The following is a 24,620-nucleotide window of genomic DNA, read 5'->3' as shown; positions in this document are numbered from 1 at the left end:
CTTCCGCTCAGGGAACGAGCTTGTTGATCGCGCGCTCGATGAGGCCGATGTTCACCGGGCTGGTGCCGTAGAGCAGCGGGTCGGGCTTCGGCGCGGTCGCCTTGTCGCCCAACGGCTGCGGCCGCTCCAGGAACGACAGCTCGGTGTGCCCGTCCGGGCCCACGCCGTTGGCCCAGCGGCCCTCGCCCGCGGCGGGGCCGTCGGACAGGTGCCACAACGTGCCGGCGTGCTCGCTGTGCTCCTCGTCGAACAGGGCGCCCGGCGCCAGCTGACCCTCCAGCCCGTCGGCCTGGAGCTCCTCGATCGCCGCCAGCCACAGGTTCTGGTGATAGGTGTCCCTGGCGAGGTTGAACTTCAGCATGTCCTTCACGCCGGGGTCGTCGGTCATGTTGTAGAGCCGGGCCGTCTGGAGCCTGCCCTGCGCCTCGGCCGCCACGTTGGCGCGGAAGTCCGCCAGCAGGTTGCCGCTCGCGACGATGTACCGGCCGTTCCACGGATAGCCGTTGCTGTCCTGCGGCATCGCGCCGCCACCGGCGACGATGGCCTGCTGCGGGTCCATGCCGCCGAGCACCGCGGCGAGGACGGGGTCGCCGTCGACCGCGTCGGCGGTCGTCTCGGCCGGAGCGCCCTCCAGCAGACGGGCCACCATCGTGGCGAGCATCTCGACGTGGCCGATCTCCTCGGTCGCCACGTCCATGATCATGTCCTTGTACTTGCCCTCGACGCGGCAGTTCCAGCCCTGGAACAGGTACTGCATCGTCACGGTCATCTCGCCGAACGCGCCGCCGATGAGCTCCTGGAGCTTGCGGGCGTACACCGGGTCCGGCGCGGACGGCTTCGCCTCGAACTGCAGGCGGCTGGTGTGGAAGTACATCTGGTCCTCCTGGTGTCGGGACGTCGGACCCGATCGTGAACGGGCGTCGTCACGGCGCCGTCGTCCTGCGCGTCACCACTCGCGTCACCGCCGCGTCACCACTCGGACGGGAGAAGTTGTCACTTCAAGGAATGAGGCGCGCGTGACGGGGAAGCCAGGGCCAGCAAGACGACGTCCACGATTCGAGGCGGTCCGGCATGACAACTGCTCGTCCCTGCGCGCAACTGGCTCTCGTGGGCGGGTTCCGGCTGGTCGTCGGACCGGAAGATCCGCTGATCCCGCCGAACGGACAACGACTCCTGGCGTTCCTCGGCCTGCGCAGCCGCCCGGCCAGCCGCACCGCGCTCTCCGCCGCGCTGTGGCCGGACGCCCCGGAGCGCCGCGCGTCCGCGAGCCTGCGCTCCACGCTGTGGCGGCTGGCCAGGCTGTGCCCCACCGGCCTGCTCGTGGCGGGACCGACGGACATCGCACTGCACCCGTCGGTGGAGGTCGACGTGCACACCATCGAGCGAGAGGTGCGCACGCTGTGCTCCGACGAGAGCGACTCCGCGGAGGCGCCGCTGGACGTGTCCGTGCTCCAGCACGACCTGCTGCCCGACTGGACCGACGAGTGGCTGGACGGACAGCGCGAGTGGTTCAGGCAGGTGCGGCTGCACGCCCTGGACGCCCTGTGCGCCCACCACCGCGAGCGCGGCAGGTTCCACCGCGCGTTGCAGGCGGGCATCGCGGCCGTGACGACCGAACCGCTGCGGGAGAGCGCTCACCGCGAACTCGTGGCGCTGCACCTGGCCGAGGGCAACGTGGCCGAGGCGCTGCGGCAGTACCGCATGTTCGACCGCATGCTGCGCGCGGAGCTGGGGGTCGGCCCGTCGCGGGCGTTCCACGACCTCGTCGCGCCCCTGAGCAGCGGACACGTGCCGCACGCTCGTACGCCCGGTTCCGTTCCGTCACTGCCGATCGGATGAGGAGGTGGTGCCCTCCGCTGTCGTTCACCACCGCGAGCGAGTGCGCCGGGGAGACAGCGGGAAACGACCTTCGTCACACGCGTGCGACGGAGCCCGAGTGCGTCTCGTCGTGCAGAACGGTGGTGGAGGGGGTGGACTGTGAAGAGGGCGGAGCACGTTCCGCCGTCGAACCGCCCGAGGGACGGCAACCAGCGGCCGCACGTTCGACGTGGCCGCGCGAACAACACGTCGAGGTGAGTGCATGAGGATCGCGGTGGTGTCGGAGCACGCCAGCCCGCTGGCAGCACGGGGCGGTGCCGACGCCGGGGGACAGCACGTCCACGTCGCCGAACTGGCGACCGCCCTGAGCGGGCTCGGGCACGAGGTGGAGGTCTTCACCCGGCGGGACGCCGGGGATCTGCCCGAACGCGTCCGGACCCCGGAGGGGTACGACGTCGTGCACGTTCCCGCCGGTCCCGCCGCTCCCGTGCCCCGGACCGAGGCGCTCCCGCACGTCGGCGACTTCACCCGCTTCCTCGTCGACCGGTGGAAGGAGCAGCGTCCGGACGTCGTCCACTCGCACTTCTGGACCTCCGGCCTCGCCGCGGTCCTCGCCGCCCACGAGGTCGGCCTGCCCGTCGTGCACACCTCCCACGCGCTGAGCGCCGTCGAACGACGGCACCCCGGTGCGCTCGCCGACGCGGCCGAGCGTCCCGGCGCCGAGCGGCTGGTCGGCCGCCGCGCCGACCGGGTGATCGCCACCTGCACCGACGAGGTGTTCGAGCTGATGCGCTTCGGGGTTCCCCGCTCCTCGATCTCGATCGTGCCGTGGGGGGTGGACACCGACCTGTTCGCCCCCGTCGGGCCGAGCGCCCAGCGCGGCGAGTCGCACCGCCTCGTCGCGGTCGGCGAACTGGCCCCGCACCGGGGCTTCGACACGATCGTCCACGCGCTGCGCGCCCTGCCGGACACCGAGCTGGTGATCGTCGGCGGCTCGCGCGAGGGCGGACTCGACTCCCATCCCGAGGTGGCCCGCCTGCTGCGGGGCGCCACCGCTCTCGGCGTGGCACGCCGGGTGCGCTTCACCGGCCCGATGGAGCGGGACGAGTTGCCCGCGCTGCTGCGCTCGGCCGACGCCGTGGTCTGCACGCCCTCCTACGAGCCGTCCGGTGTCGTCGCGCTGGAGGCGATGGCCTGCGCCGTGCCGGTCGTCGCCTCGGACGTCGGCGGCCTGACCGACGTCGTGGTGCACGGCGTCACCGGCCTGCACGTGCCGCCGCGCGACCCGGAGGCCCTCGTGCGGGCCGTGCGCGTCGTGCAGACCGACCGGGCGCGGCACGAGGGCTTCGGCCTGGCCGGCTGCGACCGCGTGCAGGCGTGCTACACGTGGGACCGCGTCGCGGCCGACGTCCTGCGCGTCTACGCGCGGGCGGGCGTGCCCGTGCCGACCCCGGAGCCCGTTCAGGACCAGGTCCCGGACTCCGCCCACGACGGGGTCGTGAGCGCGGGCTGACCGGCCGTCGCGGCAGCGCGGGACCGCCGTCCCGCGACACCGCGGACCTCGTCAGCCGCGGGCGCGCGCGGTCTCCCGGTCGTTCGCCCTCCGCAGGGCGTCGACCAGCTCGTCCTTGCTCATCGACGACCGGCCCGGCACGTCGAGCCGCTTGGCCAGGTCGTAGAGGTGCTTCTTGCTGGCGTTCGCGTCGACCCCGCCCCCGGTCCCGAGGTCCCGCTCGGGCGTGCCGCGCGCGGCCTGCGCGTCCGACGGGCCCTTCTCGTCCTTCGGCTCCCAGTGGTCACCGACCTTCTCGAACGAGTGCTTGAGCGCGGCGAACGCCGTGCGGTGGGCGCGCTGCCCCTCGCCGTAGCTCCGCACGGCTGAGTCGTGGGCCTCGATCCAGGTGCGCTGCGCCTTCTCCGGTGACCGGCGCAGCGTGCTGGGCAGTTCTTCTGTTCCTGGCACGGCGGGGGGATTCCCGTTCGCGGTTCCGGTACACACCGCGCCCCGGATGCACGACGCTGCTCGGAGCACGCCGAGACGCCGACCCCGTGGAGGACGTCCATGACGATCGACCTGCACACGCACAGCACCGCGTCGGACGGGACGGTGCCACCCTCGGAGCTGCCGCTGCTCGCGGCGCGTGCGGGGCTCGAGGTCGTCGCGCTGACCGATCACGACACGCTGAGCGGTGTGCCCGACGCCGCGCGGGCGGCCGCGGCGGCCGGGGTGGAACTCGTCGCGGGCGTCGAGGTCTCGTGCCTGCTCGACACCACCGAGGTGCACCTGCTGGGCTACTTCGTCGATCCCGGTCACCGGCCGCTCGCACAGGAGCTGGAGCGCATCGGGCAGGACCGGTCCCGCCGGGCGGAGCTGATGGTCGGCCGCTGCCGCGACCTCGGCGCTGACATCACGCCGGAGCGGGTGCGGGCCGTCGCCGGTTCCGCCCCCGTGGGCCGTCCGCACGTCGCGGCGGCGCTGGTGGAGTCCGGTGCGGTCCGCGACACCGCCGAGGCGTTCACGGCCGCGTGGATCGGCGACGGCGGCCGAGCGGACGTGCCCAAGCACGTGCTGACGACCCGGCACGCCGTCGAGCTGATCACGGCGGCGGGCGGTGCCGCCGTGCTGGCGCACCCGCGCTCGTCGCGGCGCAGGGCCGAGGTCACCGACGCGCAGCTCGCCGACCTGGCCGCCGCCGGACTGGCGGGGATCGAGACCGACCACCCGGAGCACGAGCCGGAGGTCCGGTCCGCGCTGCGGGCGCTGGCCGCGGAGCTGGGACTGCTCCGCACCGGGTCGAGCGACTTCCACGGCGAGCGCAAGGACGTGCGGCTCGGCGAGTTCACGACTGCGCGCGAGGTGCTGGAGGCCCTTCGCGCGCGGTCCGCCGCTCGCTGACCGGGAAACCGGCCGTTCCGCGCCCGGCTGCCGCGAGGCGGGTGGATACTGGCCGCCGTGCGAGATCGATCGGGCGGGTCTCTGCTGGTGACGGTGCTCCTGGTGCTGACGGTCGCGGCGTGCGGCGGCGGGGGAGAGGACGGGACCGGTGAACCGGCCCCGGTGCCGTTCACCAGGGTCGACCTCCCCGCCGGAGCGGCACCCGTCGTGCTGACGGCCGCGGGTGACGCGCTGCTCGTCGGCGTGCGGTGGGCCGGGCGGGACGTCGTGCCCGGTCTCGTGCGGCGCGGCCCGGACGGCTCCCTCGCCGAGGTCCCCGTGCGCGGAGCGACCCTCTACGGCCTGCTGGCCACCTGGCACTCGCTCGTCGCCGACGGCGACCGGATCGTGGCCGTCGGCGGCGAGCGCGGCGGAGCGCACGGCAACGTCCGCTGGAGCGTGTGGGGCGGGACGGCCGAGGGCGTCGCCGAGCAGCCGCAGGGGTTCAGCACCTTCGGCGGCTGGGGCGCCGGTGAGCTGGTCGACGCCGTCGCGACCCCCGCCGGTCCCGTGCTGATCGGGTCGTGGCAGAGCGCGCGGTCGGGCCTGGACGTGGCGGCCTGGACGTCCGACGGCGACGTGTGGACCCGGCAGGCGTCGGAGGGCACCGCCCTGGAGAGCGATCGGGGCTCGCTCGGCTTCCCGATGGCGGCGGTCCCGCTGGAGCGCGGCGTCCTCGTCGCGGGCTGGCGGCTGGAGAGCGGCGGGGGAGAGACCCGCGAGCAGCCGGTCGTGTGGCGCTCCACCGCCGGGACCACCGGCTGGACCGCGCACCCGCTGCCCGGCGCGGGTGGTGCCGGCGCGGCGCTGGCGGCGCGCTGCTGGGGTTCGGTCTGCGGTGTCACCGGGCGGGTCGACGGCGCCCTCGCCGTCTGGCGGCTGGAGGGCGGCGCGGCCGAGCGAGTCGACGGGACGCCGCGCGTCGCCGTGGACGAGGAGGGCCGGACGGCCGCACCGGTGGAGATCGGCGGGCGGGTGACGCAGGTGGTGTCCGACGGGGAACGGGTGCGCGTCGCGTCCGCGGACGGCGACCGGTGGACCGTGCGCGCCGCGGAGGGACCGGTCGGCACCGTCACCGCTGTGACGCGGGTGGGCGATGCCCTCTACGTGCTGGCCGGGCCGGACGGCGGTGGGCAGCTGTGGCGCGCGGACGTCGCGGCGCTCGGCTGATCGGCGCGCCGGGGCGGGTGCCGGGATCAGTACTCGCTCTCCGCGTAGGACTCCGTCTCGGAGACGTACGCGCCGTCGCAGCCCGCCGAGGTCTCGAGCTCGTGGTAGTAGGACGAGCTGCCGTCGTCCGAGCACTCCTCCTCGCACTCGGACCCCCGCTCCGACTCGGCGTAGGAGGTGGTGCTCCACGTGCCCGCACCGTCGGGTCCGGCCCACGTCCCGTTCTCGTGGTAGAACGCGTAGCTGCCGTGCCCGTACCCGTGGTCGTGACCGCCGTGCCCGTGGCTCTCCGCGCTGGAGTGGACGAATTCTGTCGACGCGCCGTGCGGGCCCGCGGCCACGGTGCTGCTGGTGTACGCAGCTCCCGAGCCCTCGTCCGCAGCCGCCACACCGGCAGCGCCGAGGAGCAGAGGGCCTGCGACAACTCCGCCGAGCACTCCGCGAGTGATGCTGTGCATCTGTGTGTCCTTCCGGATCGTCAGTGGTGCCAACACGTCGAGAGTCACCGGTTGTCCGGCCGATACCCGCCGAACCAGCGGGAACCACGAGGAGGAGTGACGACACTGTCCGTGGTGGACACCGGATCACGTTTGCGCAACCGGTTCGCGGTGTCCGGTGCAGGTGGTCCGGACCGCCGACCGTCCCCGATCGGTCCTCTGTGGACGACCGGTGTGCTCAGGCGGGCCAGATCCGCTGAGCCACCACCGAATAAGCGGGAACGGGCGCGCGCAGCTCGCCCGCGGTCGTGTCCTCCCGTCCGCTCCACAGGTCGAGCACCCGGTAGCGCCCGGCGGCGGACAGCCCCACCTCGGCCGCGTTCGCCGCGATGTCGACGGTGCCCGGACCCCGGTTGAACAACACCACCGCCACCGAGCCGTCGGACATCGGCTTGGCCCACACCTCCTGCTCGCCGTCGTCGCGCACCCGGTGGCCCTGCTTGCCGCCCCAGTCCTGGTTCACCGCGATCAGGGCGCGGTTGAGCAGGATCTGCTTCGTCGCCCCGCTCACGGCGCGCAGGTCGTTGCCCGCGATCAGCGGGGCGTTCAGCAGCGCCCACAGGCTGAAGTGCGCGCGGTACTCGTGGTCGAGCATGCCGCCGTTGCCGACCTCCAGCATGTCGGGGTCGTTCCAGCGGTCCGGCCCCGAGTAGCCCTCCAGGCCGACCTGCTGGTCCAGCAGGTCGGTCCAGCTGGCCCAGGTGTCGCGGATGTCGTGGGTGGTGCGCCACAGGTGGCCGCCGACCTCGGCGCCCCAGCCCTCCCAGGGCCTCTGGTCGCCCCACTCGCAGATGCTGAAGACGATGGGCCTGCCGGTGGCCCGCAGCGCCTGCCCCATCTTCGCGTAGCGCGAGGCCGCCGGTCGGCCCTCGTTGTGGCAGTTGTCGTACTTGAGGTAGTCCACTCCCCACTCGGCGAAGCTGCGCGCGTCGACCTCCTCGTGGTCCAGGCTCGCCGGGTACCCGGCGCAGGTCGCGGTCCCCGCGCTGGAGTAGATGCCGAACTTCAGGCCGCGCTCGTGCACGTGGTCGGCCAGCGCCCTCATGCCGGAGGGGAACTTCTGCGGATCGGGCACCAGCCGTCCACCGGCGTCCCGCTCGCGCGCCATCCAGCAGTCGTCCAGGTTGACGTGGGTGTACCCCGCGTCGCGCATTCCCGTCGACACCAGCGCGTCGGCGGTCTGCCGGACCAGTCTCTCGTCGATGTCGCAGGCGAACCGGTTCCAGGAGTTCCAGCCCATCGGCGGAGAGGGGAGCAGGGGGGAGGCCGCCGACGTCGCGACCGCCGTTCCGCTTCCGGTGACTATCAGCGCGGTGAGAAGGCCCGCTACCGCGACAGCGGATATCGATCGGCGCATGACTACTCCTCCGTGAGGACGAGGCAACGACGATTCAGGACTACCCGTGTCGAACGCCCCCGGTCGAGGGTTCACCTGATCGTGGAATCGGAGGAAAATTCGGAACAGCAGCGGCACCGCGCCGCTCGCCGCCCGTGCGGGTCAGGCGTTGGCCAGTGCTCGCCCGGCCAGCGCTCGCGCGGCCAGCGTGCGGCCGGTCCGCTCGGCCAGGCCGTGCGCCTCGGTGCGCGACTGCGCCGCGAGGTCCCTCAGGTCGGCCATCGCGGGCTTCACGTCGGCCAGGGTGAGTTCGGCGGCGACAGCGCTGACGTCCGCGCCCAGGACGTCGCCGAAGATCCGGCGCAGCCACGGCGTCGCGTGGTCCCAGCCCTCGCGCGGGGTGCCGGGACCGTAACCGCCGCCGCGGGCGAGGACGAGCGCCACGGGGCGACCGACCAGCGGCTGCTGGCCCGGGGTGAAGCGCGGGTCGGTGACCAGCAGGTCGATCCACGTCTTGAGGTGCTGGGAGACGGTGAAGTTGTAGAGCGGCGACGCGATCACGACGCTGTCGCCGGCCAGGACCTCGTCGGCGAGGGCGGCGGCCAGCGCGACCGCGGCCTCCTGCTGCTCGGTGCGCTGGTCGGCGGGAACGTGTTGGGCCGCCGCCGCGGTCGCCCAGACGTCCGCGGGGATCGGGGCGACTCCCACGTCGCGGCGCACGACGGCGTCGCCGGGGTGCTCGGCCAGCCACCCCCGCTCCAGGGAGTCGGCGACCTCCCGGCTGACGGAACCGTCGGTGCGGATGCTGGCGTCCAGGCGGAACAGGGTCATCGGAGACTCGCTTCGTGCGAAGGAATGCTGACAATTAGATGATCTGCTGCTCAGACTATCTTGTCAACAGAAGTGTTGTTCGTCGCAGTCGCCGGTAGGATGTGCACGTGACGACCGAATCCCCCGCCACCGTCGAGGCCGATCTGGGATGGGCGCTGGGGGCGGTCTTCCGCTCCTACCTGCGTGTCGCCGAGCAGGCGGTGCAGAACCTGCCCGGTGGTCCGCGCGGTTACCAGGTGCTCTCCGCGGCGGCCGGGGGAGAGGCGCGCAACCAGCTCGCGCTCGCGCACCGGCTCGGAGTCGACCGCACGGTCATGACCTACCTGCTCGACGACCTCCAGGGGGCGGGTCTGATCGAGCGCACGCCCGACCCCGCCGACCGGCGGGCACGCCGGATCGACCTGACCGAGCAGGGCCGCGAGCGGTTCTGCGACCTGGAGCGGACCCTGCGCGCGGCGGAGGACGACGTCCTGCACCCGCTCGGCCCGCAGGAGCGCGATGCGCTCAAGGAGATGCTGCGTCGCATCGCCACGCACGCGGGTGCCGCCGGGGACGAGGCGTGCCGGGCGGCTCAGGAGGTCACGACCTCCGACTCGGCCCCGGCCTGCTAGCGGCGCGTCGGCTCGCCGGGTGGCGAACCGTCGCGGCGGGTCCGGTCGCCCCGGCGGCCACCCGCGTGCCACCCCGCCCGTCGTCGCACCGGTGGAGACCGGTCGCGGCGAACGGTCGTGGACGAGCCCCGACGACCTCGCCGACCGCTTCCGCCGGGAACGGGCGCCGAGCCCGAGCGGAGCGGTGCGCCACGTCCTCCGGTGACGGTGACCGGGCCACCGCCGGTGCCGCGCCCGGCACCGGCGGTGTCAGCGCCTCGTGATCAGCACCCCAGGCACAGCGAGTACGTCGCGCGGTAGGTCGTGGACGTCGCCGGTGCGGTGATGTTGTGCGTCTGCGCCCCGTTGTCGGACCAGCGGCTGAACCGGTGGCGCAGGTTCAGCGGTGGCACGGTCTGCGGGCTCGGCGCGCTGATCGAGTTGCTCGACCCGACGATCACCGTCCGCGAGAACGGCGTGCGCTCGGACGTGCCGCCCACGCCGAGCACCACCCGGCTGGGGCTGGAGGTGAAGCTCAGCACCACCGTCTGCGGGTCGAGCCGGACCGTCGTGCTGCCGGTGCGGCCCGTCGAGTCGGTCGCGGTGAGGGTCAGCTCCAGGTGCGACGGGTGCTCGTGGTCCGGTGCGACGAAAGACCCGGACGCCACACCCGCGGAGTTCTGCACCACGTGCTCGTGGCACGACCCCTGCGTGGAGCAGTGCTGCACGCTCAGCCGCCAGCTCAGCGCTGACGCGGGCAGCGCGCCGTCCTGCGGATCGGTGGCGTGCCCGGCGAACGGCACGGTCTGCCCCACCCGCCAGCGCAGCGCGGACGTCGGGTCGTCGATCACCGGCACCGGATCGAGCCCGTCCGGCGTCCCCACGGTCACCGGCACGGTCGTCGTCGCGGACGCCCCGTCCTGGTCGGTGACCCGCAGACCCACGTCGATCGCCGCCGCGGAGGTGTAGGTGCGGGTGGGCGACACCGCCGCGGAGTCGTCGTGGGCACCGTCGCCGTCGAGGTCCCACGCGTAGCTCAGGGCGTCACCCGCGTCCGGGTCGGTGGACCCGCCGCCGTCGAACTGCACCGCGAGCGGTGCCGGACCCGACGACGGCGTGGCGGTGGCGACCGCGGTCGGCGGCCGGTTGACGCCGCTGGAGTAGCTCACCCGGCGGAGCTGACCGCTGCCCAGCGCGACGTAGAACAGGTCGCCGCCCGGCCCGGTCAGCAGTTGCACGGGTGTGCTGGCGCCGGTGACGAACGGGACGATCGTCGCGGGGTCGGGCTGGCCGTTCGCGCCGCGCTGCACGGCCCAGACGCACCCGCGCGAGCTGTCGGCGAAGAACAGGGCGCCGCTGTAGGCGGCGGGGTAGTTGCTCGTGCCGTCCTCGAAGGCCACGCCGGAGACCGACGAGCCGCCGGTCGGGCAGGGGTCGGTCGACACGACCTTCGCGGAGTGGCTGTAGGCGTGGTACGGCGCGGTCTGGCCCCCGGAGGAGTAGAGGGACTCGCACATCGTGAGGTTGGCGTTGTCGTAGCCGGACTGCCGCGCCGAACCCTCGTAGCACGGCCAGCCGAAGTTCTCCGCCGTCGCGTCGTTCACGTCGGCGACGCGGTTGAGCTCCTCCCAGGTGTTCCAGCCGACGTCGCCCACCCACAGCTCCTCGGTGCCGGGACGGAACGCGAACCGGAACTGGTTGCGCAGACCGTGCGCGACGATCCGGCGCGCGTTGGCGTCCGGGCTGCTCGCGAACGGGTTGCCCGGCATTCCCGCGCCGGTGTCCGGGTCGACCCGCAGGACGGCCCCGTCGAGCGACACCGGCTCGCCGGCCGGCCTGCGCACCGACTGGGACCGCAGCGCGCCCCCCTCCGCCGTGGGCGGCGTCGGGTTCGTGCCCGCGGCCGACGGCGGGTCGGCGCACGGGTTGCCCACCTGTCCGTAGTCGGTGAAGTTGAAGCTCGCGCCGTCGCCGCCGCCCACGTACAGGGCGCCGTCCGGCCCGAAGGCGACCGTGCCGACGGAGTGGCTCGGGTACTGCTGGCACCAGTCGGTGATCAGCGGCTGCTCGTTCACCGACACCCCGCCCGAGCCCATCGTGAGCTTCGACAGCCTGCCGGTGACGACGCAGCCGGCGTCGGTCGCGCCTGGGGGCGTCGGGCACGTGTCGCCCCACCGGGGCGCGGTGCCGCCGGGGAGCGCGTCGAAGGTGTGGAGCACGTAGACGTACGGGCGTGCCGGGAACTGCGGGTCGACCGCGAGGCCGAGCAGCCCGCGGTCCCAGTAGTCCTGCGTCTGCGTGCGCAGGTCGGCGAACACCGTCGCCGTCGTGTCCGCCAGCGAGTCGAAGACCTTCACCAGGCCGCTCTTCTCCGCGACGAACACCCGGCCGTCGGGGGCGAACGCCGCCGCGGTCGGTGTGGTCAGTCCGCTGATGGCCACCGAGTCGGTGAAACCGGTGGGCACCGCGGCGGTCGCTGGCGCGGACGTCGTCGCCGCCAGTGCCGCGGCGGCGAGCAGACCGGCAGTCGTCCCCGCCAGCCAGCGTCTCGACGTGGATCTCCGCTCCGGGGCGGCCTCTCTCGCCCCTCTCGTCGACGTGCTTCGTGGACGTCGTCGTGAACGCACCATCATCACCTCTCCTGGGATCACTTGTTCGAGTGACTGCTCGGAGCGGCGGCACCCCTCGTTACGGCTTCTCCGCAGAAGCACGGGCCTGCGGGGCGGCTCTCACCCGATCAGCGCAAGCCCCTGGCGGGTGTGCCTGCTGTGCGTGGGCTCTGGTCGACGACGGGGTGACGGCCGCTCGGCGGCGGTGGGCGTGCTCCGGTCCGCCGTCCCGCTGCGTCCGATCGGCGCTGTGGCCACACCTCCGGACGCACGCGAGCGCCGAGCCGCACGGCGCGGCTGCGCGGCTGTGCCTCCCCCGCGCCGCGGAGCATGATCCGCGGCGGACGGGGTACTTCGGGTGGACACGACATCGAGGACGAGGAGGACGACGTGACCACGAGCACGTCCAGCACCAGCCCGCGCGGCAGCGGCCGCGACAAGCCGCTCGCCGTCGTCACCGGGGCGTCCAGCGGCATCGGGCTGGAGCTCGCCCGCGTGTTCGCCGACAACGGCTTCGACCTGGTCGTGGCCGCGGAGGACGACCGCATCCACGACGTCGTCCCGGACCTGGTGGAACGCGGCGCGCTGGTCGAGGCGGTGAAGGTCGACCTCGGCGCGTTCGAGGGGGTGGAGCGGCTGGTGGGAGCGGTGCAGCGCGACGGCGAGCCGCCGGAGGCCGTCGCGATCAACGCCGGGATCGGGGTCGGCGGTGACTTCACCCGCGACACCGAGCTGGAGGAGCACCTGCGGCTGGTCAACCTCAACGTCACCTCCGCGGTCCACCTCGCCAAGCGCGTGCTGCCCGGCATGGTGGAGCGCGGCAGCGGCCGCGTTCTGTTCACCTCCTCCATCGCGGCGACCGGGCCGGGACCCTTCCAGTCGACCTACGCCGCGTCCAAGGCGTTCCTGTCGTCCTTCGCCGAGGCGCTGCGCGAGGAGCTGAAGGACACCGGCGTGACGGTCACCGCGCTGATGCCCGGCCCCACGGACACGGACTTCTTCCGCCGGGCCGACATGGAGGACACCAGGGTCGGCACCGGCCCGAAGGACGACGCGGCGACCGTGGCGCGGGAGGGCTTCGACGCCCTCATGGCCGGCAAGGACAAGGTGGTCGCCGGTGGGCTGAAGAACAGGGTGCAGGCCGCGGCCTCGCAACTGCTCCCCGACGCGGTGGGTGCGAAGGGGCAGAAGCAGATGACCGAGCCCGGCTCCGGCGACTGACGGCAGCCGAACGGTCCAGCGGGACGTACGGCGGCGCGGCTCCCCCGGTTCGTCCGGGTGAGCCGCGTCACACTCCGTGATCAGCGAGTCGGGCCGGGTCCGGAAGGCACGTGTACCGACCGGCTGAGACGGGTACTCCGCCAACGCGCCGCTCCACCGGACGCGGCACAGCGGGAGGAGATCCGTGGACAGCGCCTTGCTCGCACACGGCACGTTCGACTTCGACCTCGACGTCGGCGCCGCACCACCGCTGGCGAAGCTCAGGGCGTGGGTGGCCTCGGTGCTGGACGGGCTCTGCCCCGACCAGCTCCTCGACGCCGAGATGGTCTGCACGGAACTGGCCACCAACGCCCACGAGCACGCCTGCGGCCCGCGCCGCGTCCGGCTGCTCACGATGCCCCGCCGGGGCGTGGTGCGGGTCGAGGTGGACGACGCCAGCCCCGACGTGGTGCCGGTGGTGGGGCTCTCGCGGCTCGGGCCGCACCGCGGTCGCGGCCTGCAGATGGTGAACACCATGGCGCCGCGGTGGGGGGTGCGCCGCTACCGCTTCGGCAAGACCACCTGGGCGGAGATCCCCGCAGCGCTGCCCGCCACCTGATCCTCGGTGCGCGCGGCCTCAGCGGCCGCGCGGCTGGTGCTCCTGGACGAGCCGCTCGTACTCCGCGACCTCCTGCGGCGTCGGGTCCACACCCACCTCCTCGGCGAAGTCGTCGGGGTCCTCGTCCGGAGCGGGCCTCGTGCTGTCGGTGGTCATGGCTGCACCTCCTGGTCGACGTCCGGGAGGACTACCCGCGATTCGCCGGGCCAAGCGGGTGATCGGCGGCACGTAACGGGTACACCGCGGTGACCCGACAAGTGGAGGAACCGTGGCGATCTCCGCCGAAGACCTGCGCGCCCTGATCGACTCCGGCGTGCCCGACCCGACCCTGGTGCTCGTCGAGGGGGGCGTGCGAACCGTCCGGGCGGACGACCTGGACACCGACTCCTACCGCGGCTCGCTGGTCCTGATCTCCCGCGACGAGCTGCTCGACCGCCTCGACGGGCGGAGCGACGCCTCGGACGCCGAGCTGGAGATCATCGCGGCCACCGTGTCCACCGGGGCGGAGACGCTCGGTGGCTGACCACCTCACCACGGAGCCGCGTACCGGAGAGATCTACGACGTGGCGGTGATCGGCGGTGGTCCCGGCGGCCTCAACGCCGCCCTCGTCCTGGGCCGCTCGCGCCGCCGCACCCTCGTCGTCGACGCGGGTGGCGGGCGCAACGCCGCCGCCACGGCCGTGCACGGGCTCATCGGGGCCGAGGGCATCTCGCCCACCGACCTGCGGAAGGTGGCTCGCGAACAGCTGGACCACTACCCCGACGTGCGAGTTCACGACGGACGCGTCGACGCCGTGACCGGAGAGCTGGACCGCTTCGAACTGCTGGTGGACGGCGAGGAGGTCGCGGCCCGCCGCGTCGTGCTCGCCACCGGGATCACCGAGGACCTCCCCGACGTCGCCGGTGTGCGCGAGAGGTGGGGGCGCGGCGTGCTGGGCTGCCCCTACTGCCACGCCTGGGAGTACCGCGACCAGCCGCTCGCCGTGCTCGGCGGCGACGACGCCGACTGCGACTTCGCCGTGCAGCTCAGCCGGTGGAGCAGCGACGTGGTGCTGTGCACCGGAGGCCGCGAGGACCTGGCGCGGGAGCGCCGCGCCGCGCTGGGACGGCGCGGGGTGCGGGTGCGCGCCGAGCGGGTGGAGCGCGTGGAGGGACCGGACGGAACGGTCGAGAACGTCGTGTTCGACACCGGCGAGCGGCTCGCTTGCACGGCCGTGTTCCTGCACGCCCGCACCCGGCAGGCCAGCGAGCTGCCCCAGCTCCTCGGCTGCGCCGTCCTGGACGACGACTCGGTGCGCGTGGACGAGCACGGTCGCACGGACGTCCCCGGCGTGTACGCCGTGGGCGACATGGCCCGCCGCGCCGAGGCCCCGTCCGGGTTCGCCTTCGTCGCGACCGCGGCCGCGGCGGGCTTCGTCACGGCCACCGCGGTCGACCACGACCTGTTCGCCTCGTGACGATCCTGATCCGATCCAGTTCCCCCGACGGGGTTGATGAGGTCACTGGCGGTTATCCCGGAGATCCGAGTGCGAGAGGTGGTGGGCGGTGCTGACCGTGGAGATCGCCGAGAGGACCCCGACGACGTGCGTCGTGGTCGTGACGGGTGCGCTGGACCTGGCGAGCGCGGGTGACCTGCTGGCCAGGACGGACCAGCTCGTCGCCAACGGCCAGACCCGGCTGCTGCTGGACGTCTCCCGCGTGACGTTCTGCGACTCCGCGGGCCTGGGGGCGCTGCTGCGCGCGCGTGCCCGCGCCGCGGAGGCCGGTGGCCAGGTGCGGCTGCGCGAGCCCAGCACGGCGGTGGTCCGCCTGCTGGAGGTCAGCGGCCTGGAGTGGCTCTTCACCCGCTGATCGGCGAGCACCACCCCGTCTGAAGGAGGAGTCCGTGCGCCTGCGCACCCCGCGCTCAGCCCCACCGGACGCCGCCCTGCGCGCTCTGCGCGAGCGGTCCGTCAACTACGACGCGAGCGAGGTGCGGGCTCCGGGGTGGACGTTCGACGTCCACCGCCACCGCCTCGGCCGGGAGGCGCCCGGCCCGCCGGAGGCCGGTGGCCCCTGGGAGATCGCCCGCGCCGTCGTGCGGGACTACGAGTTCACCCCGCCCGAGCTGATCCGCGCCCGCTACGACGCCGACACGCCGCTGCTGGGGCGGGACCTGCTGCTGGAGGGCAGGTTCGCCTTCCTGAAGTTCCAGCTCGGGGTGCGGATCACCGCCGTGCGGGACGACACCGACGACGAGCGGCGCGTCTGGGGCTGGAGCTACGAGACGCTCACCGGCCACCTCGAACGCGGTCGCGTCGACTACGAGGTCGTCAAGCACCTGCGGACCGGGGAGGTGGAGTTCTTCGCGCGCAGCCACTCCCAGCTCGACCGACGCGCCCACCCCGTCCTGCGACTGGGCTGGGCGCTGTTCGGGCGGCACACCCAGCTCCGCTTCTACCGGCGCATCGGCGAGCGGCTGCGCGCGCTGACCCGCGCCCGCACCGGGATCGTCCAGGTCCCCTCGGACGTGCCTCCGCGCCAGCTGCCCCCGCTGCTCGTGGTGGACGGCGCCGTCACCGGGTGACACCCGAGGTCGATCCGGTTCGGACGGTCGCGCCGGGGTATCCGCCGACGACACCTGAGGAGGCGGCGTGCGCATCGTGATCACCGGAGCGTCGGGCAACATCGGTACGGGACTGCTGCGCGCGCTGGCGCGCGACGAGGAGGAGCACCGGGTGGTCGGTGTCTGCCGTCGCCTGCCGGAGGTCGCGCCGCCCTTCGACACCGCGGAGTGGCGCTGCGTCGACGTCGGCGGCCCCGACGCGGAGGAGGAGCTGATCGACGTGTTCACCGGCGCCGACGCCGTCGTGCACCTCGCGTGGGCGTTCCAGCCGGTGCGCGACACGCTGCACCTGCACCGCACCAACCACGACGGGACCGCCGCCGTGCTGCGGGCGGTGCGGGCCGCCGGGGTGCCGCACCTCGTGCACGGCTCGTCGATCGGCGTGTACGCCGAGGGCGCGACCGAACCGGTCGACGAGAGCTGGACCAGCACCGGCATCAGCACGTCCGTCTACGGCAAGAGCAAGGCCGAGGCGGAGCGGATGATCGAGGGCTTCGCCGCGAAGAACCCCGGCGTCGTGGTGACCAGCGTGCGGCCGACGCTCGTCGCCCAGCGCCGCGCGGCCGCGAGCCTGATCGCCCTGTTCTTCGACCCGATCGTGCCGCGCGTGCTCATCCGGTTCGTCCAGTCCGGACGGCTCCCGCTGCTGCCGCTGCCCGCCGGGTTCAAGGTGCAGCTCGTGCACGCCGACGACGTGGGCGACGCGCTCGTGCGCATCCTGCGGCGCAGGGCGAGCGGCCCGTTCAACCTCGCCGCCGACGTCCTCACGATCGACGACCTGGCCGAGGTGGTGAAAGCCCGGCCGCTGCCGGTGCCCGTCGGGCTGGTGCGCGGCGCGGTGTGGCTGGCGTGGCAGCTGCGTGCGATCCGCATGTCCCCCGGCTGGTTCGACGTCGGCTCGCGGACACCGCTGGTCCTCACCAACCGGGCCCACGACGAGCTGGGCTGGGCGCCGAGGGTCAGCAGCGCTCAGGCCGCCGCGGAACAGCTCGCCGGAATGGCAGACGGGACCGACGACCGCAGTCCCGTGCTGCGCCGCGACCGGATGCGCACCGAGCCGGCCAGGGCCTACCCGATCACGTGAGCGCGCCGCGGTGTCCGCGCCGAGATCGGCGCGGACACCGCGAACGGCCGACCCGCGGTGCTTGGACGGGCAACTCGCGCGGTCAGGCGCGGGAGGTCAGGAACTCCTTCGGCTTCAGGGCTCGGGAGACGATGCGCACGTCGCCGATCCAGCCGTAGAAGCCCTGGCCGTACTGCCCGGCGAACTGGGTGCCGCCGATGACGAACGGCTTGCCCAGCGTCGTGATGCCCCGCGACTGCTGCGTCGGGTTCCTGGCGATCTTCGAGCCGTCGACGTAGATCACCGTGCGGTTGCCGTCGTTGACGATCGCGAGGTGCGTCCAGCGGCCCACCGGCAGGGCGTGGCTCCAGGACGTGGGGTCGGCGTCGCGTCCCGTCGGGTACACGACGTACTGGAGGAAGCGCTCGGGGGACAGGTTCAGGCTGCACGTGGGCTCGTCGGGCGACCAGCCGCTGGTCTTGCCCGCGTCGCCGTTGCGCCCCTCCCAGCTCAGAATGCCCATCCAGGCGTGGTCGCCCTCGAACGGCTCGGGGAACTTCACGAAGGCCTCGATGGTGTAGCCCCGCTCGAAGGTCGCGCTGTTGATCGGCGCCGTCGGACCCGTGCGCAGCACCGCGCCCCGGTCGGGGGACTTGCCGCCGCCGAAGCGCAGACTGGCGTGCGCTGGCGCTCCCTCGTGGTGCTCGGCCGACCGCTCCAGCGCGTCCGGGCCGCTGGCGTGCAGTCGCTGCACGGTCAGGTCGTTGCCGTTGCCCGTCAGGTCGCGCGCGACCGTGCCGTCGGCGACGACGCCCCCGGCGCCGGCCAGTCCGGCCGCGTCGAAGCGCCAGTACGCCGCCGTGCCGCGCGGCATCACCGCGCTCGCCGGACGCGGCTGCGGCAGCACCGGCGGCGCGAAGCCGGCGAAGCGCTCCCGGAAGTCGATCTCCACGCTGAACCGGTCCACCGGCCCGGTCAGCTCCAGGTTCTCCGCCTCCAGCGGCGTGCGGTCCTCCGCGTCGCGGGACAGCAGCCACGGCGAGAACGTCTCCACGTCGATCACGCCGCGCACCAGGTCGAAGGTGTAGAGCCGGATCATCCCGGCGCCGCCGTAGTAGCGGTCCTGGTAGTTGGCGACGTGGACGTGCACGTCGTGCCCGGCGTCGTTGGTGAGCACCGTGCGCCCCGACGGCCAGTAGTGGCCGTTGAGGGTGAGGAACACCTGGTCGTTGCGGCGGATCAGGCCGTCCCACAGCGCGCGGCCGTTGCCCGACAGCTCGGCGCGACCGCTGTCGTCGGCCGAGGCGAGGTCGTGCGTCGTGAGGATCACCGGCAGGTCGCGGTGCCCGTCGATCACGCCCTGCGCCCAGGCCAGACCGCTCGGGGACACCCGCCAGTCCAGGGCGAGCACGAGCCACTTCCGCCCGCCCGCGGTGAGCACGTGGAAGCTGTTGTAGCCGTCGGGGGACGCACCGCCGAAGGTGGGGCTGCGGCGGAAGCGCTGCGGGCCGAACGCGCGCAGGTAGGCGCTGTCGCCGCGCTGGTCGTTCGTGGACCCCGGAACGTCGTGGTTGCCGGCGAGGACGCTGTAGGGCACCTTGCCGTCGATCGCCCGGAAGGCCCGGTCGGCCAGCGAGATCTCGTGCTCGCTGCCGTGCTCGGTCACGTCGCCCAGGTGAGTCAGGAACGCCACGTTGGCCTCGGAGCGCCGCTCCAGCAGGTGCGCGAAGGTGGCGTTCAGCGGCTCGGGGTCGGAGCTGTCCTCGTCGAACAGGTACTGCGTGTCCGGCAGCACGGCGATCGAGAAGCGGGGGCTGTCGCCGTCGAAGCGACCGCCCGACCCGGTGGCCGCGGCCGGCGCGGCGGTCGCGCCGAGCGCCGACGCGGCGACCGGAGCGGCGACCGCCGCCTGGAGCAGCGCGCGCCGCCGCAACTGCGGTTTCTGAGCCTGGGGTTCCACGTGGACTCCGATCGATCGCTGCCGGTCGTGCGTACGGTGCGCCGTCGAGGTGTCCGGTGGGTGGCGCTGGGGCGTCGCGGCCGTGAGTGCTCGTGGTCGTGTGCGCGACCACGGGCGTTCCGGGGCACGTCAGGATGCCCGAGCGCGTTGCCGCGCCGCGGTGAGCGCGACCTCCGCGCGCCGCGTCTGGCCGTTCACCGTGACGGCGACGACCACGCGCCCGGCGGAGAACGCGGTCAGCTCGCCCGTCTCCGGGTCCAGCCACGCCGCGTGCCACGCGCGCACCCCGGCCCGGTCGCCGACGTGCAGGCCGGGGGAGCCGGACCAGTCGGCGCTCACCGGCGCGGCCACCGGGACCCGCCGCGCCCCCTGCGTCACCGTCGCGGACACCGGGCCGGGCTCGCCGGTGCGCACCACCTCCGGCACGTGCAGGTCGAGGGCGTCGACGTGCGGGCGGAACTCGGCGCTCAGCCACCGCGGCCGGGGGCGCTGCGGCCACGCCCGGCCGGGGACCGGGTCCGGCGGGTCGACGCCGAGCAGCGTCCACCCGGTGAACCCGCCGTCGGCGGCGTCGGCCGCCGGAGCCTTGCCGGAGTTGCCGTTGATCAGCTGCGGCACGCCGTCCACCCTGGACGCGGAGAACGCGCCCACGTGGCCGCTGATCATCGCGGCGCCCTTGCCGGTCTCCCGCTGGAACTCCGCCAGCCAGTCCTCGACGACGGCGGCCTCCATCCGGTCGGAGAGCTGGCTGCTGCGCGCGGGTGTCGGGTCGCGCGGCGGGTGGTGCTCCAGCAGCACCACCGAGTGCACCGCCTCGTCCCCGCGCGCCCGGTCCAGCGCGGAGCGCAGCATCAGCGCCTGGTCGAACCCGCCGCCCCGGATCGTGCCGGTGGAGGAGTCCAGCAGCACGAACCGCGTGCCCCGGTGGTCGAACGTCCGGTTCGTCGCGCCGAACTCGCGCCGGAAGTTCTCGATCGTGCCCGGCCCCATGATCTCGTGGTTGCCCGGCACGTAGTACCAGGGCACCTCGTCGCCGAGCTCCTCGCTCAGCACGCGGCGGGCCAGCGCCAGGTCCTCCGGCGCCGCCTCGTCCACCAGGTCGCCGTTCACCACGAGGAAGTCCGGCCGCTGCGCGCGGATCTCGCGCAGCGTGCGCCGCGCCTGCCGCACGAGGTCGCTGTCGGGAGCGCGCGCCACGAACTGCGCGTCGGACATCACCGCGAAGCGCCACGCGCTCCCGCCGACCGTGCCGTCGCGCACCACCACCCGGTCCGTCCCGGCCCGCCGCGCGGGCAGGTCGACGTGCGGCGGGACCTGCGCCACGAGGTCGTCCACGACCACCGTCCCGCCGTACTGCCGGTCGGCGGCCGTCTCGATCACGTAGAAGCTGTCGACGCGCAGCGGGAACGCCGTCTCCGTCGGCACCGCGACCTCCAGGTACCGCCACCCCTCCCAGGTGATGTGCGGGCCGTGCAGCGAGCGCGTCTGGCCCTGCGCGTCGGTCACGGTGAACGCGGTCCACTCGTCCCCGGCGTGCCCGTGCACCCACGCGCCCAGCGCGAGCGGCTGTCCCGGCACCTCGATCGGGCTCGGCGGCACCGCGTGGGCGGTGCGGGTGCCCGTGGACCGGGAGAAGTCGTAGCGCAGCTCCAGGCCCGCCCCGGTGCGCCCGTCCGGCACCGGGGCGACGGAGCCGGTGGCGCGAGCGGCGCGGAACGTCCACGCCGCGCCGTCGTCGAACCCGGCGATCAGCCGCTCGTCCAGCCCGACCGTGACGGGGACGCTCGTGGTGTGCGCGCCCACCCGCACCGAGATCGTGGTCGAGCCCGGACTCCTCCCGGTCACGCGCAGCCCGCCGTCGTCGTCGGGCACGACGTGCACCACGGTGGCGTCGTGCTCCAGCACGGCGTCGGCCGGTTCGACCGGCGCGCTGAAGCCGTCGTCGTCGAAGCCGACCAGCCCGATCCGGCCCGACGCGCCCGGCGCCGGCAGGGCGAGCCGCGGTGTGGTGGCCGACAGCCGGGACAGCGGTCCGAGGACGGTCAGGCCGACGCTCCCGGAGACCGCTCCGCGGTGGGCGGTCGCGGTCACCGCGCCGGTGCGCGCCGCGCGGAACACGCCGTCGTCGCCGACGTGCCCGACCGAGCGGGGCTCGGTCCGCCAGGAGTGCGCCCGGTCGTCGGCCGGCCCCCACGTCTCGTCGTGCCCGTGCGCGACGAGACGCCGGGTCAGCCCGGGGAACACCCGGTCCGGCCGCCCGCCGGGCACGGGGTCCGCGCCGGGGGAGGCCGCCGCGTCCGCCGCCGTGCCGACCCGGAAGCCGGTGAGCCGCCCGCTGCCCTCCGGCGCGTAGAGCGCGAGGCCGTTCGGCACGGGCCGCTCTCCGCCGTCGGACGGGGTGTTGGCCAGCGCCAGCTCGTCGGTGCCCGGCCGGCGCGCGAGCATCGTGGACGACCCGCCGCCGTCGAGGTTGAGGGCGTTGTGCGCGCCCATCTCCCGCAGCACGGCGGCCAGGTCCCGCTGGGTCAGGCCCAGCAGGTACGGCGACTGCCGCCCGTCGACCACGAGCAGGAACATCCTCCTGCCGTCGGCGGAGAAGCCGACGGCGGTGCGCGGGTGCAGGGGGTCGGCGGGCGCGACGACCTCCCCGTCCGCGATCAGCAGCTCACCGCCGCCGATCGCGGCCAGGGGGGCGCTGCCGTCGGCGGTGCGCGAGGAGTACTCGACGCTCACCGGGTCGCCGGGGGCGAGCGAGGCCAGCGCGTCGGCACCGGCCTCGCGGCCCAGCAGCACGAACCCGCCCGCGGGCACCGGGTCCGCGCCGGCCGCGGCGTCCACCCGTGCGACGACGCCGTCGCGCACGACCACCTCCGTCACCCGCGCCGCGCCCGCGACGGCGCGCGTCCTCGGGTACGAGCCCCACAGCGGCGTGAACACGCCGGTGCCGTCCGCGTCGATCCGAGCGCTGTTGAGCTGGTCCAGAGGCAGCGCGCGACCGCCCGGCAGCGCCGCGGAGCCGGTGAAGAACACCTCCATCACCCGGCCCACGCCCTCCGCGTCGACGCCCGCCGCCCGCCGGTGGTCCGCGGCGGGGGACTTGACCAGCTCACCGCCGCGCACGCCGACGCCCAGCGGCGCGTCGCTGTTGCCGACGTCGAAGAAGTCGCCGTTCACGGCGGCCACCGCCCCCGTGCGCGCGGCCTGCGCCGACAGCGGTTCGGCGCGGCTCACCTCGCCGGGGTCCAGGTAGTCCACGCGGGTGCCGCCGTCGAGGTCGACGGTCAGGGCGTCGCCGCGGACCCAGCCGCCCGCGTCGCCGCGCTCGTACCAGTCGAAGGAGGTCAGCTCGACGCCCGGCGCGACGGGGGTGGTGGTGCGGGCGGTCTCGATCCGCCGGGCCGGGTCGACGGCGGCGGAGCGGTCGGTCGGCTCGGGCAGGCCAGCCACGGGCTCCGCGCTCGCCGGTGGTGCGACGAGGACGGTCAGCAGGGCCAGGAGGGCGGCGATCGGTGTCGTGCGGGTGCGACGAGTCAGCACGGCGGGCTCCGGAGGCTGGGTGAACGTCTGACCTGCTGCAAGTTCACCGCGTTGCCCGTTGTCGGCGACACTGCCGTTCGGGGCAGTGTCGCCGGACGGCGTCCGAGGTGATCGGTACCTGTGTCACACGTCGAGGCCCGGTCGTCACCCGATGGACTCGTTCGTGGTCCGAGTTCATCCCTCCGAGCGCATATTACGTGACATGTTGTAACGCAAATGGTCAGTCGTGTGCGCGAGGTGGTGGCGGCGGAGGGGGTCGCCGTCCCGGCCGGAGCCCGCCCGGCCGCTGCGGGCGCTCGACGGGGAGCGGACGGCTGTGCTGTCCGCCCGGCCGCGTCCTCATCCGCACGGTCTGCGGTTCCGGCGGCGGCGGAGGGCGTTCGGCGCGCACGGTGGGCGGCTCCTGCACGCGCGGGATCGGCACGGTGTCCGCCTCGTCGTCCCGTCGCGGCCGTGCCGCCCGCTCGGGGGGCACCCGCTCCCGCGCCGGCGGCTTCCGCGCCGCACTCCGAGCGGCGCGCTCCGGCTCCGCCGCGCGCGGGCGCGGGGGCCGGGCTCGCGCGGGCACGGCGTCGGGACCGGCGGGTCTCCCGGGGCCGTTGTCGGTGAGCACCCACCACACGACACCGATCACCACCAGTCCGAGCACTACCACCGCAACACTGTCAGCCCAGTCCACGTCGGACACTCATCGTCTCGGTGCGGCGCCGGTCGAAAACCGCTCTCAGCGGCGCGCAGCATACTGAGCCCCCGAAACTGCCGCGCACCGGCTGACGGGTTGACGCCGACTCCGCTCCGTGCTCGGTCCGGAACGCCGTGCACCGGTCGCGCGGCGGGCGTCAGCCGTCCCCGCGCGCGTCACCGGGGGCGGTCGCCGGACGCGCACCGCTCGCCGGTCGCCCGGCCGCTTGTCATCCGGGCAACAAGAAGAACATCCTTCTTCGTCACCCCGTGATGAATTCGAAAAATGTCGCACACCTGGTTGGACAGCGGAGCTACTCGTCGGTAGTTTACGAATGCGCAACCAGCGTGAAACACACAGCGAGTTCGCACTTCCGTCGCCGTTGGCCGTTCGTGGCGGAATTCTCCTCCGCCACCAGATCCACGCGAGGAGTCGATGATGACGCAGGCGAAGAACAGGCTGAGGAGCGCGGTCGCCGGGCTGGCCGTGACGGCGGCGGTCGCCGCCGCGGTCGGGTTCACCGGGGCCGGGACGGCACTGGCGGCCACCGCGACGATCGACCTGTCCTACCGCTGCCCCTTCCCCCTCATCGGCACGCAGGACGTGGCCGTGGAGATCGTCGCCGAGCAGCTGCCCGACTCCGCCGTGGCGGGCGAGGAGACGCCCGCCGTGCAGGTCACGGCGACGGCCACCGTTCCGGCGTCGGCGACGGCCGGGTTGTCGCTGGTCGGCGCGCGGACGATCGGGGGCACGGCCACCGCGACGACGGCCGTGGACAACGCGGGCACGCCGCAGAGCGTGGTCGCCGACCTCGTCGTCCCCAGCACGCCGGTGCCGTCCTCCGGCGCGTTCGACGTCGTGGCGACGGGCGGCACCCCGGCGGTGACGTTCGCGGTGGCCGGACCGACGACGATCGACGTGGGGAACTTCAGCACGACGCTCACCCCGCGCCGGGCCGACGGTTCCCTCACCGGGCTGGGCACGTTCACCTCGAACTGCACCCTCCGGCCGGGCCAGGACACCCGGCTGTACGAGTTCACCGTGCAGCCCGCCGCGGAGAACTGAGGCGGAGAACTGAGCACGACGGCACACCGCCTCCGGTCGACTTTCTGATCGGGGGCGGCGTGCCGTTTCCGGGAAACGGCGGAGTGCGATTGCGCGCTGAACC

Annotated in this window: 22 protein-coding genes; 13 read left to right on the top strand and 9 right to left on the bottom strand. The window is 73.9% G+C overall.

Annotated features, from left to right (window positions below; translation table 11 throughout):
• Positions 1–7 precede the first annotated feature (7 nt).
• Positions 8–874 (bottom strand): manganese catalase, encoded by an 867-nt coding sequence (locus IMZ35_RS05995; RefSeq protein ID WP_199439910.1) that lies wholly within the window; start codon positions 872–874, stop codon positions 8–10.
• A 197-nt stretch (positions 875–1,071) separates the two neighbouring features.
• Between IMZ35_RS05995 and IMZ35_RS05990 the strand changes: the two genes are divergently transcribed.
• Together IMZ35_RS05990 and IMZ35_RS05985 are read left to right on the top strand one after the other, a co-directional pair.
• Positions 1,072–1,839: an AfsR/SARP family transcriptional regulator gene (locus tag IMZ35_RS05990; protein ID WP_199439909.1), complete on the top strand. Its 768-nt coding sequence runs from the start codon at positions 1,072–1,074 to the stop codon at positions 1,837–1,839.
• 241 nt (positions 1,840–2,080) lie between these two features.
• The gene (locus IMZ35_RS05985; RefSeq protein WP_199439908.1) at positions 2,081–3,331 is read left to right on the top strand and encodes a glycosyltransferase; all 1,251 of its coding nucleotides are present in this window, start codon (positions 2,081–2,083) and stop codon (positions 3,329–3,331) included.
• A gap of 51 nt (positions 3,332–3,382) precedes the next feature.
• Here IMZ35_RS05985 and IMZ35_RS05980 read toward each other — a convergent pair whose 3' ends face one another.
• Positions 3,383–3,781, bottom strand: coding sequence for a ChaB family protein (locus tag IMZ35_RS05980; protein ID WP_199439907.1), 399 nt, complete (start codon positions 3,779–3,781; stop codon positions 3,383–3,385).
• A gap of 99 nt (positions 3,782–3,880) precedes the next feature.
• Here IMZ35_RS05980 and IMZ35_RS05975 point away from each other — a divergent pair, with 99 nt between their 5' ends.
• Together IMZ35_RS05975 and IMZ35_RS05970 are read left to right on the top strand one after the other, a co-directional pair.
• Positions 3,881–4,714 carry a PHP domain-containing protein gene (locus IMZ35_RS05975; protein ID WP_199439906.1) on the top strand — a complete coding sequence of 278 codons (834 nt, stop codon included), beginning with the start codon at positions 3,881–3,883 and terminating at the stop codon, positions 4,712–4,714.
• Positions 4,715–4,771: 57 nt separating this feature from the next.
• Positions 4,772–5,923, top strand: coding sequence for a hypothetical protein (locus tag IMZ35_RS05970; protein ID WP_199439905.1), 1,152 nt, complete (start codon positions 4,772–4,774; stop codon positions 5,921–5,923).
• Between the two features lie 26 nt (positions 5,924–5,949).
• Here IMZ35_RS05970 and IMZ35_RS05965 read toward each other — a convergent pair whose 3' ends face one another.
• The 3 genes from IMZ35_RS05965 to IMZ35_RS05955 form a co-directional block, all read right to left on the bottom strand.
• Entirely contained in the window at positions 5,950–6,381 is a 432-nt protein-coding gene (locus IMZ35_RS05965; protein ID WP_199439904.1) for a hypothetical protein, read from the bottom strand.
• A gap of 217 nt (positions 6,382–6,598) precedes the next feature.
• Entirely contained in the window at positions 6,599–7,777 is a 1,179-nt protein-coding gene (locus IMZ35_RS05960; RefSeq protein ID WP_199439903.1) for a glycoside hydrolase family 27 protein, read from the bottom strand.
• A 141-nt stretch (positions 7,778–7,918) separates the two neighbouring features.
• Complete coding sequence (locus tag IMZ35_RS05955) at positions 7,919–8,587, bottom strand: FMN-dependent NADH-azoreductase (RefSeq protein ID WP_199439902.1); 669 nt, start codon at positions 8,585–8,587, stop codon at positions 7,919–7,921.
• A 107-nt stretch (positions 8,588–8,694) separates the two neighbouring features.
• On the opposite strand from IMZ35_RS05955, the gene IMZ35_RS05950 reads away from it, so the two are divergent.
• Positions 8,695–9,198 (top strand): MarR family winged helix-turn-helix transcriptional regulator, encoded by a 504-nt coding sequence (locus tag IMZ35_RS05950; RefSeq protein ID WP_307867795.1) that lies wholly within the window; start codon positions 8,695–8,697, stop codon positions 9,196–9,198.
• Between the two features lie 263 nt (positions 9,199–9,461).
• Here IMZ35_RS05950 and IMZ35_RS05945 read toward each other — a convergent pair whose 3' ends face one another.
• On the bottom strand, positions 9,462–11,642 hold the full coding sequence (locus IMZ35_RS05945) for a PQQ-dependent sugar dehydrogenase (RefSeq protein WP_307867794.1): 2,181 nt from the start codon (positions 11,640–11,642) through the stop codon (positions 9,462–9,464).
• A gap of 534 nt (positions 11,643–12,176) precedes the next feature.
• Here IMZ35_RS05945 and IMZ35_RS05940 point away from each other — a divergent pair.
• Together IMZ35_RS05940 and IMZ35_RS05935 are read left to right on the top strand one after the other, a co-directional pair.
• Positions 12,177–13,007, top strand: a complete 831-nt coding sequence (locus tag IMZ35_RS05940) for an SDR family NAD(P)-dependent oxidoreductase (protein ID WP_307867793.1) — start codon at positions 12,177–12,179, stop codon at positions 13,005–13,007.
• Between the two features lie 184 nt (positions 13,008–13,191).
• Positions 13,192–13,605: an ATP-binding protein gene (locus IMZ35_RS05935; protein ID WP_199439899.1), complete on the top strand. Its 414-nt coding sequence runs from the start codon at positions 13,192–13,194 to the stop codon at positions 13,603–13,605.
• Positions 13,606–13,623: 18 nt separating this feature from the next.
• Here the strand turns inward: IMZ35_RS05935 and IMZ35_RS05930 are convergent, their stop codons facing one another.
• Positions 13,624–13,761, bottom strand: coding sequence for a hypothetical protein (locus IMZ35_RS05930; protein WP_199439898.1), 138 nt, complete (start codon positions 13,759–13,761; stop codon positions 13,624–13,626).
• A 112-nt stretch (positions 13,762–13,873) separates the two neighbouring features.
• Here IMZ35_RS05930 and IMZ35_RS05925 point away from each other — a divergent pair, with 112 nt between their 5' ends.
• From IMZ35_RS05925 to IMZ35_RS05905, 5 genes are all read left to right on the top strand, one after another.
• Positions 13,874–14,128, top strand: a complete 255-nt coding sequence (locus IMZ35_RS05925) for a hypothetical protein (protein ID WP_199439897.1) — start codon at positions 13,874–13,876, stop codon at positions 14,126–14,128.
• Positions 14,121–15,062, top strand: coding sequence for an NAD(P)/FAD-dependent oxidoreductase (locus tag IMZ35_RS05920; RefSeq protein ID WP_199439896.1), 942 nt, complete (start codon positions 14,121–14,123; stop codon positions 15,060–15,062). The genes IMZ35_RS05925 and IMZ35_RS05920 overlap by 8 nt, the downstream gene beginning before the upstream one ends.
• Before the next feature lie 88 nt (positions 15,063–15,150).
• Positions 15,151–15,456: an anti-sigma factor antagonist gene (locus IMZ35_RS05915; protein WP_199439895.1), complete on the top strand. Its 306-nt coding sequence runs from the start codon at positions 15,151–15,153 to the stop codon at positions 15,454–15,456.
• 34 nt (positions 15,457–15,490) lie between these two features.
• Positions 15,491–16,171, top strand: coding sequence for a DUF1990 family protein (locus tag IMZ35_RS05910; protein WP_438816828.1), 681 nt, complete (start codon positions 15,491–15,493; stop codon positions 16,169–16,171).
• 67 nt (positions 16,172–16,238) lie between these two features.
• Entirely contained in the window at positions 16,239–17,294 is a 1,056-nt protein-coding gene (locus IMZ35_RS05905; RefSeq protein ID WP_199439894.1) for an NAD-dependent epimerase/dehydratase family protein, read from the top strand.
• A gap of 82 nt (positions 17,295–17,376) precedes the next feature.
• On the opposite strand, the gene IMZ35_RS05900 is transcribed toward IMZ35_RS05905, so the two are convergent.
• Together IMZ35_RS05900 and IMZ35_RS05895 are read right to left on the bottom strand one after the other, a co-directional pair.
• Positions 17,377–19,233 (bottom strand): laminin G domain-containing metallophosphoesterase family protein, encoded by a 1,857-nt coding sequence (locus IMZ35_RS05900; protein WP_307867792.1) that lies wholly within the window; start codon positions 19,231–19,233, stop codon positions 17,377–17,379.
• Positions 19,234–19,362: 129 nt separating this feature from the next.
• Positions 19,363–22,770 (bottom strand): phosphodiester glycosidase family protein, encoded by a 3,408-nt coding sequence (locus IMZ35_RS05895; RefSeq protein ID WP_199439893.1) that lies wholly within the window; start codon positions 22,768–22,770, stop codon positions 19,363–19,365.
• Positions 22,771–23,890: 1,120 nt separating this feature from the next.
• Here IMZ35_RS05895 and IMZ35_RS05890 point away from each other — a divergent pair.
• Positions 23,891–24,517 (top strand): DUF6801 domain-containing protein, encoded by a 627-nt coding sequence (locus IMZ35_RS05890; protein WP_199439892.1) that lies wholly within the window; start codon positions 23,891–23,893, stop codon positions 24,515–24,517.
• Positions 24,518–24,620: the final 103 nt, after the last annotated feature.

The sequence above is a fragment of the Umezawaea beigongshangensis genome, from assembly GCF_016464305.1.
Lineage (GTDB): Bacteria > Actinomycetota > Actinomycetes > Mycobacteriales > Pseudonocardiaceae > Umezawaea_A > Umezawaea_A beigongshangensis.
This window is presented reverse-complemented; position numbering and strand designations above follow the sequence as displayed.